5 protein-coding genes are annotated in these 6545 nt (G+C 46.0%); 1 reads left to right on the forward strand and 4 read right to left on the reverse strand.

What is annotated here, in order from left to right:
* Positions 1-45: 45 nt before the first annotated feature.
* From L1D50_RS08505 to L1D50_RS08520, 4 genes are all read right to left on the reverse strand, one after another.
* Positions 46-1062, reverse strand: a complete 1017-nt coding sequence (locus L1D50_RS08505; protein ID WP_239965877.1) for a helix-turn-helix transcriptional regulator — start codon at positions 1060-1062, stop codon at positions 46-48.
* Between the two features lie 121 nt (positions 1063-1183).
* Entirely contained in the window at positions 1184-2425 is a 1242-nt protein-coding gene (locus L1D50_RS08510) for an alpha/beta hydrolase (protein WP_239965878.1), read from the reverse strand.
* 9 nt (positions 2426-2434) lie between these two features.
* A complete protein-coding gene (locus L1D50_RS08515; RefSeq protein WP_239965879.1) occupies positions 2435-3385 on the reverse strand; it encodes an alpha/beta hydrolase in 951 nt (316 codons plus the stop codon).
* A 2-nt stretch (positions 3386-3387) separates the two neighbouring features.
* A complete protein-coding gene (locus tag L1D50_RS08520; protein ID WP_239965880.1) occupies positions 3388-5658 on the reverse strand; it encodes a TonB-dependent receptor in 2271 nt (756 codons plus the stop codon).
* Positions 5659-5919: 261 nt separating this feature from the next.
* Between L1D50_RS08520 and L1D50_RS08525 the strand changes: the two genes are divergently transcribed.
* The gene (locus L1D50_RS08525) at positions 5920-6426 is read left to right on the forward strand and encodes an N-acetyltransferase (protein ID WP_239965881.1); all 507 of its coding nucleotides are present in this window, start codon (positions 5920-5922) and stop codon (positions 6424-6426) included.
* Positions 6427-6545 lie beyond the last annotated feature (119 nt).

Consider the following 6545-nt stretch of genomic DNA (forward strand, 5'->3'; position numbering starts at 1 on the left):
CTTTTACATAAGTTGTAATTAGCAGCTCTGAACAAAATTAAGTCGCTAGGATTTTGAGCTCAGATCTTTCAGAAATTGCATGGGCGTTACGCCGTTGCACGACTTAAACGCACGAATAAAGCTACGCTCATCTGAAAACTGCAGCGTGTGCGCCACCTCATACAAACTACTACCTTGAGTGAGTCGCAGTTTGGCTTGCTTGTTCTGTACGTTGTTTTTTAGTTGCCTAAAATTGGTTTGATACTCAGCGAGCCTTCGTCTTAATGTTGCTGGACTGATATTGAGCTTGTCGGCTATTTGTTCTTGGCATAATATTCCCGCGTTAAGTTCACTATAGACTCTATCAAGCAAGTTAGCATGGTCGTTAATCGACTGCTGGTGATGGAGCGTGTTTGCTAGTGAATGGTAAATGGTGCTGAGCGTAAGATGCTCTAGCTTCGCTAAATCTAATGATTGATTCGTTTCTTGGTATTGATAGGTGAGTAAGTAGCGATTACTTAAGGGTTTAATGGGAATGTGGGTGATAACCGAATTTAGCAGCGAGCTTGAGTCACTTTTGGTCTGTACTTGTGTGAGTTGAACTTGGGTGGTTTCGGCGCACACGTATTTTACCAAGCCGTGGATCAATACCAGCATGCTATCTAACATACAGCGAGAAAATTGTGCGTCAGCGGCCGTGGCGTAGTCAAAGGCTGCATCATCAATTATGTAACTCACTTGAGTGTGAGATACCTCACAAAAATTGTAAGTTCCCGCATGGATAAAGTTATAGCCACGGGCAAGCTCTTGTAATAGCTGAGTAATGGTACGGCAATGGCGCAGACTATTGAATACAAATTCGTTGGTGCCAGGCAGAAGCTTTTTACGGTTAAGGTTTAGGCTTTCGTCATTGAGCTCGACAGCACAGTGTTCCATCACGCGCATAAACTCAATGGCATCTAGGGCGTCAATGGCTTTATTGATAGCCAAATACTGCGCGACCGCAGCAAATTCCAGTTTTGCTGCGGTGAGTGTGTGCTGCATCAATTGCACGTAGCAAGGTGCAATGGCGGTGTTTGACATAAATACGTAAGCTCATCCTGTCACTCTCAACAATTCAGTTAATCAACATCAACTCAAGATAGCAATAGTTTTGCGTTGCAACTTTAGTGCAGTATTTTGTCACCACCCGCAGAGGGGGCTGCTAGGGAGCACTTAACCAATTTTTGATTTGGTTGATTGCACTGGGTTCCCAGCCAAGCTCTAGGTGGTTGGTGGTCACAACCGCGGAGCCCGCCAAGTTACTTATTCCCGTGCTGTCGATGCAGCTACTGATAAATACAACGCCATCGGAAGGGCCGGTATGCTCATTGTGAATAAATGCCATATCGGCCTGATCGCCACAAAGATTATAAACTTGAACGCTGCTGTCGGTGCCAGTGCTACGAACTTGGTCTACTAGTGAGTTGACCGTAAACGCTGCGATACCTCGGCCTTTGCTCACAAACCCTAAGCCACCGTAGTAAGTGGTATACCAATCTTGCTCTGTGGTGGGTAGTGCATATTTATCATCTAGTGCTTTTAGCATCTGCGCAGAGCCGGGAAAGTAAGGCGAGTCGTAAACCCACTCAGAACTTGAATACCATAGGCCAAAACATAATATCTGATCATGCGCAGTAGGCCCATTTATGCTGCCGCCACATTGCGAATAAGCACCATAGGTATGATTAACACCGTGACGAAATGACCAATCAATGCCGTTGTTGGGGGCACCGAGCATCACCAGTTTGCGTACGTCACTGTTGAATTTAGTGCTCCAAGCATTGGTCAAAGAAGAAATATACATACGGGCATTAAACGCGCTTTTTGACCAAGTGACTAAATCGACTTGCGTTGCACCAGTCTTATTTTTAACCTGAGCGATGGCATTGGCTATCTGCTCCGCCCAGATAAAGCCATCGCCATTTTTATGCGCCAGATTTAAGGCAAAAACTTTATAATTATCATTGGCAAGCGCTTGCATTAAGCCTTGCGAAGGGCAGTTTTGTCGACCACAGCCGTAACTACCGGCCTCGTTTGGATTTGCCCAAGCCAAATCGGCATTTTGATTGGCACCGTGGATCAGCAACACCGGTGTTTGGCGGCTGTTACTATCCCAACCCGGCGCATGATAAAGCAGAAACTGCGCAGAGCTTGGTTGGCTAGATGCAAAGAAAGTAGCGCGCTGACCTGATTGATCGCCACGGCCGTCGGCAGGAAAGCTTTCATTGCCAATATGCCCTGAGTTATCTCGCCACCTTTCAACTTTTTGCCAGCCATTATTAATACCTGAGGTATAGGTGGCTTCAAGTGTCGCTGAAGCGTGCGCTAAACCACTTGCTGCAAGTGAGATAAAAACGAGCAAACCATAAGTATGAGTGCGCAACGCCGTGTTTGTGTTTTTCATATTCTTATCCTAGGTCAAGTCATGTTTTAACTGATTGGCGATATTACTGCGCGCGAGCTTGCAGGCGTCGAGCACGGCAAAGGAGAAAAACGCATGTATGGTATTTTCAAAGCAGGTTAAAGTATTAAGCACACCCGCTTGCTTTAGTTTTTTAGCGAGTAGTATTCCCTCATCGTAAAGTGGGTCGTAGCCGGCAAGCAACACACTGGTGGTAGGAAGGTGCGTCATGTCTTCAATAAATAATGGCGAGACATTGACGTCCGCCGCACTTTGCTCGGGTGCTAAATACCAGTCGCAGGTGTCTTTAATTGCCTCTCTGGTTAGCAACAAGTTTCCATCGCCATACTGCATGCGTGACGGATAGGTTTCATGGGGAGAAAAAGAGTCAACCACAGGGTAAACTAGGTATAAGTTACTTAGGGTGTTTGGCTGTTGTTGATGTAAGTTATGCGCTGCAACAAGCGCTAAGTTGCCACCCGCACTGTCACCCATCAGGGAAATCTTAGTAGGGTCTAGCTCCAACCGCTGGTGGTTTTCTTGCAGCCAATCCACTACAGCGATTACTTGTTGCAGGGCGCATGGGAATTTATGCTCAGGCGCAAGGCTGTATTCGACGCTGAAAAAAACGACTCCGGATTGCTGGCATAAGTCTTTTACCAGTCCGTCATAGCAGTCGACATCTCCTAAAGACCAACCGCCGCCGTGGACAAACACCACCGCAGGACTGGGGCTTGCCAAAGACTGCGCTGGGCGGTAACAGCGAACGCCCACGTGAATACCATTGTGTTCAATGTGTAGGTCTTGGCTACTTACTTGTGCGTCAACCTCTCCCGCGAGCCCCAAAAACATCGCTCTTGCGCCTTGTCGTGAGGTCTCAATGGAGATTTCGATGTCATGAATGTCGCCAGCTTGAGCCGCGAGATCGTCTAACAATGCTTGTGTTTGTTTGTCTAATTTCATAATTAAAACTTATATTTAAGGTTGATACCGTACGTTCTAGGCGCGCCGTAATAACCAAGTTGAACCCCAGGTGCTGCGCTAAGATCGAAGCCGTGTTGGCGATAGCGTTTATCGCCTAAGTTTTTGCCGTATAAACTTGCTTCCCAAGTGTCGTCCGCGGAGCGATAGTGTAGTGACATATCAAAGAGGGTGTAGCCAGACTGTGCAAGTACCTCTGAGCTGCTCACGGTGAGATAAGTTTTACTGCGATAAGCGGCACTAGCACGTAGTGAAAATTCGCCTTGTGTAAAGGCGCTAAAGAAGTATTCAAAACCTGCACGACCATTCCATTTAGGTGAATTAACCAGCTCCCTTTCATCGCTGACTTCTTTACCAAAGTCGCCGATGAGCTCATCATAACCGCCCCCTAAATAGCCCAAGTTGAGGTTCAGTGTGAGGTTATCGGAAGCCACGGCTTCGAGCTCCATTTCTGCGCCGTAAATAGTGGCTTTACCTGCATTTTCAAACAGTGATAAAAACGCGCCGGTGTCAGGGTCGATAGAAAAGCGGCTGAGTTGAAAGTTTTTGTAGTCATTGAAAAAAGCAGCGGTATTTAAACGAATATTCTGCTTATTCAATAAAGACTTAGAGCCAATTTCATAGCTCCACAAGGTTTCTGGTTCAAAAGGTTGTGCAAATGATGTGATCCGGCCGTTAAAACCGCCACTTTTAAACCCTTTTCCGGCGCTCAGGTAAACCATGCTGTCATCAGATATGCTGTAATCGAACACCACCTTTGGGGTAAACTCTTTCCACTCCTTGGATGCGCTGTAGCCTGTAGGGCTATAGCCAATACCTGTGCCGAATACCGCCTCCATTTCCTCTGCTGTTGTTACACCGGTGCCAAAAAACTCCTCGCCTTTGGATGTGACTTCTTTTTTCTCAATGGTGTAGCGTGCGCCAAGCGTGACGTCGAGCTTTTCAGTCAAAGACCAAGAGAAGTTAGCGTAGAGGGCTGAGCTGGTATTTTCTTGATCGCGTTCTCCTGCGTTAATCACAGGCCAAGGCAGGTAAACGTCTGGTGACACCATAACGAAAAAGTCCGGTGCAACGGAGCCGCCAAAACTCAGGTCGTCTTCATTAAAGTAATAGAGCCCAGATACCAAGGAGAACTTGTCGTCTTTGTATAACCATTGAAACTCTTGGCTTATCTGCTGTTGATCTTCGAAATTAAAAATACCAAATGATGCATCAGGGGTGGCATCTAAGTCTAAGTGCGTGCGGTATTCCATTTCGCGTCGAGCAGTGATGGATTTAAATACCGAGTGTCCCGTGAGATATTCAAGCGTTAAGCTCGCTCCCGAGGTATCCAGCTCTTCTAAATCGTTGTAGTTAACGTCGACGACAAAAGGGTCTTCCTCAGGTGTATAGTAGCCTTCTTTTACCACAGAATAGATAGGCGTTTCTCGATGTGGGGTGCGTGAGCTTGAGGGAGATGCGTTCGAACCATCGACAACTAAATAGGCCGAAAAATTCTCACTTGGTTGATAAAGTAAGCTGCCGCGCCACGCTAGGGTATCTTTGTCATGGTCGTCACTATTGTTATAGCGATTCTCACTAAAGCCATCTCGGCTACTTTTGGCAATCGCAAATCGCCCAGAGAGCGTGTCTTCAATCAATGCGCCGTTGACGCTAGCTTTTATCGTCCGAGCATTATAATTTCCAAGCGCCACGCTGACATATCCTTCGTTATCTTGCGAAGGTTTGGCACTACTGAAACGCACCGCGCCACCTATGGTATTGCGACCGTAAAGGGTGCCTTGTGGACCACGTAATACCTCGATTTGCTCAGGGTCGACAACATCTAAAAAGGCACCTTGAACGCGCCCAAGATATACGTCGTCGAGATACACACCAACGCCGGGGTCATTAAAGGAGATAGAGTCAATTTGGCCAACTCCGCGAATATAAATGACGGCGTTGGAAGCATCACCTGAGTGCAGGTTAAGGTTCGGAACGTGAGATGCCAAGTCACCAAGATCTTGTACGTTCATCTTCTCAAGTTCTGAGGCGGAGAGGGCGGTCACTGCAAGCGCGACATCTTGTAGATTTTCGGTTTGCCGCGTTGCGGTAACACTGATCCGCTCAATTTTTTTGCTTTGCGCAGCGCTAAGCGTGGGCTCCGCTTCGGCATAGCTATGGCCTGATAATACTGCCGATATCAGAAGTGACAAGGTATGCCGTGGTATACCTTTGGTTGAACTGACTCTATGTGATTGAGTTGCTGCAATCATGCTGAGTAACCTTTCGTCGTTATTATTATGTTCTCCAGTATAGGAATGAAGAAAATTCAATAGCTAGGACAAAAACAGTCAACTTGATGAGCAAATTAGCTCAGGGTAGAGTAAATAACCTGTTGCCCAAATACGCTGTCTGAGCCAAGTTGGCACACTTGACACTACTGTTCTTTCAGATTTAAAAGATGCAATTGATATCTATGACAATTAATTAGGTCTAAATGGCTATCCGTTTTTTATAACCAAATTAAAGAGGTAATGATGAACATTAGACCAGAAAACACACAAGATTATGAAGCCATTCGCTCACTTACGTACTTAGCTTTTGAAAATCATCCGCATCATGAACCAGGAACAAAGCCGACGGAGCACCTGATAGTTGAAAAGCTAAGAAATACAGAGCGTTTAGCGCTATCTTTGGTTGCTGAAGATGGAGAAAGCGTTGTTGGCCATATTGCCTTTTCTCCTATAACAATCAATGGAAAAGCCAGTAAGTTGTTAGCACTAGCACCGCTATCCGTTGCCCCAAAAGTGCAGGGAAAAGGTATAGGAAGTCTGCTAATTAACCGAGCGTTAGAGATACTAAAACAGCGAGAGGTAGACGGCGTTGTGCTGATTGGCGAGCCTGAGTATTACTCACGCTTTGGGTTTAATCACTCCCCAAGGCTTACATTTTCAGGGATACCTGCAGAATATTTTATGATTAACAGCTGGTGTGAAAGTATCCCTAGTGGAGAAGTTGGTTTCGATCCTGCATTTGGATGAAGCCATGTACAATCTTGGAAAAGTGTTGACCTAAATCTAGAAGGCACTATCTAGGTTTACTCAAATAAAGCAGTATTGTTTTGGGTACTAATAATTGGTTAGTTTCAATTGTTGATAAA

Origin of the sequence: Pseudoalteromonas sp. Isolate6, from assembly GCF_022398435.1 — a bacterium.
GTDB lineage: Bacteria > Pseudomonadota > Gammaproteobacteria > Enterobacterales > Alteromonadaceae > Pseudoalteromonas > Pseudoalteromonas galatheae.

What these genes read in the sequence shown, in the direction of transcription:
- L1D50_RS08505 (WP_239965877.1), bottom strand. Translation starts at nt 1,062, where the DNA reads ATGTCAAACACCGCCATTGCACCTTGCTACGTGCAATTGATGCAGCAC.
- L1D50_RS08510 (WP_239965878.1), bottom strand. Translation starts at nt 2,425, where the DNA reads ATGAAAAACACAAACACGGCGTTGCGCACTCATACTTATGGTTTGCTC.
- L1D50_RS08515 (WP_239965879.1), bottom strand. Translation starts at nt 3,385, where the DNA reads ATGAAATTAGACAAACAAACACAAGCATTGTTAGACGATCTCGCGGCT.
- L1D50_RS08520 (WP_239965880.1), bottom strand. Translation starts at nt 5,658, where the DNA reads ATGATTGCAGCAACTCAATCACATAGAGTCAGTTCAACCAAAGGTATA.
- L1D50_RS08525 (WP_239965881.1), top strand. Translation starts at nt 5,920, where the DNA reads ATGATGAACATTAGACCAGAAAACACACAAGATTATGAAGCCATTCGC.